Below are 269 nucleotides of genomic sequence, written 5' to 3' on the forward strand. Positions count from 1 at the left end.
CCCCATCGACATCTATGCCTGATCGTCAGGTGAAGCGACGGCGCAGCGCAACGTTGATGGCTTCGATAGCGATGACCATGACGACGACGGCAATCGTGACGCTGGCCGCCTTATCATACTGGAAAGAGCGCACGTAGGTCTGGATGTAAAAGCCGATCCCGCCCGCGCCGACAATGCCGAGGATCAGCGACTCGCGCAGGTTCAACTCGAACCGGAAAATCGTGTCGCGGGCGACGACCGGCGCCATCTGCGGCCAGATCGCGTATCTG

Annotated in this window: 1 protein-coding gene; it reads right to left on the reverse strand. The window is 60.6% G+C overall.

Features of this window, described 5'->3' with window-relative positions:
• Positions 1 to 25: 25 nt before the first annotated feature.
• Positions 26 to 269: PhnE/PtxC family ABC transporter permease (locus A3764_RS01410; protein ID WP_150122035.1), on the reverse strand; the 244-nt coding region annotated here is incomplete at its 5' end.

It is taken from the genome of Sulfitobacter sp. HI0129 (genome assembly GCF_001635395.1).
In the GTDB taxonomy this organism is placed as follows: Bacteria; Pseudomonadota; Alphaproteobacteria; order Rhodobacterales; family Rhodobacteraceae; genus Sulfitobacter.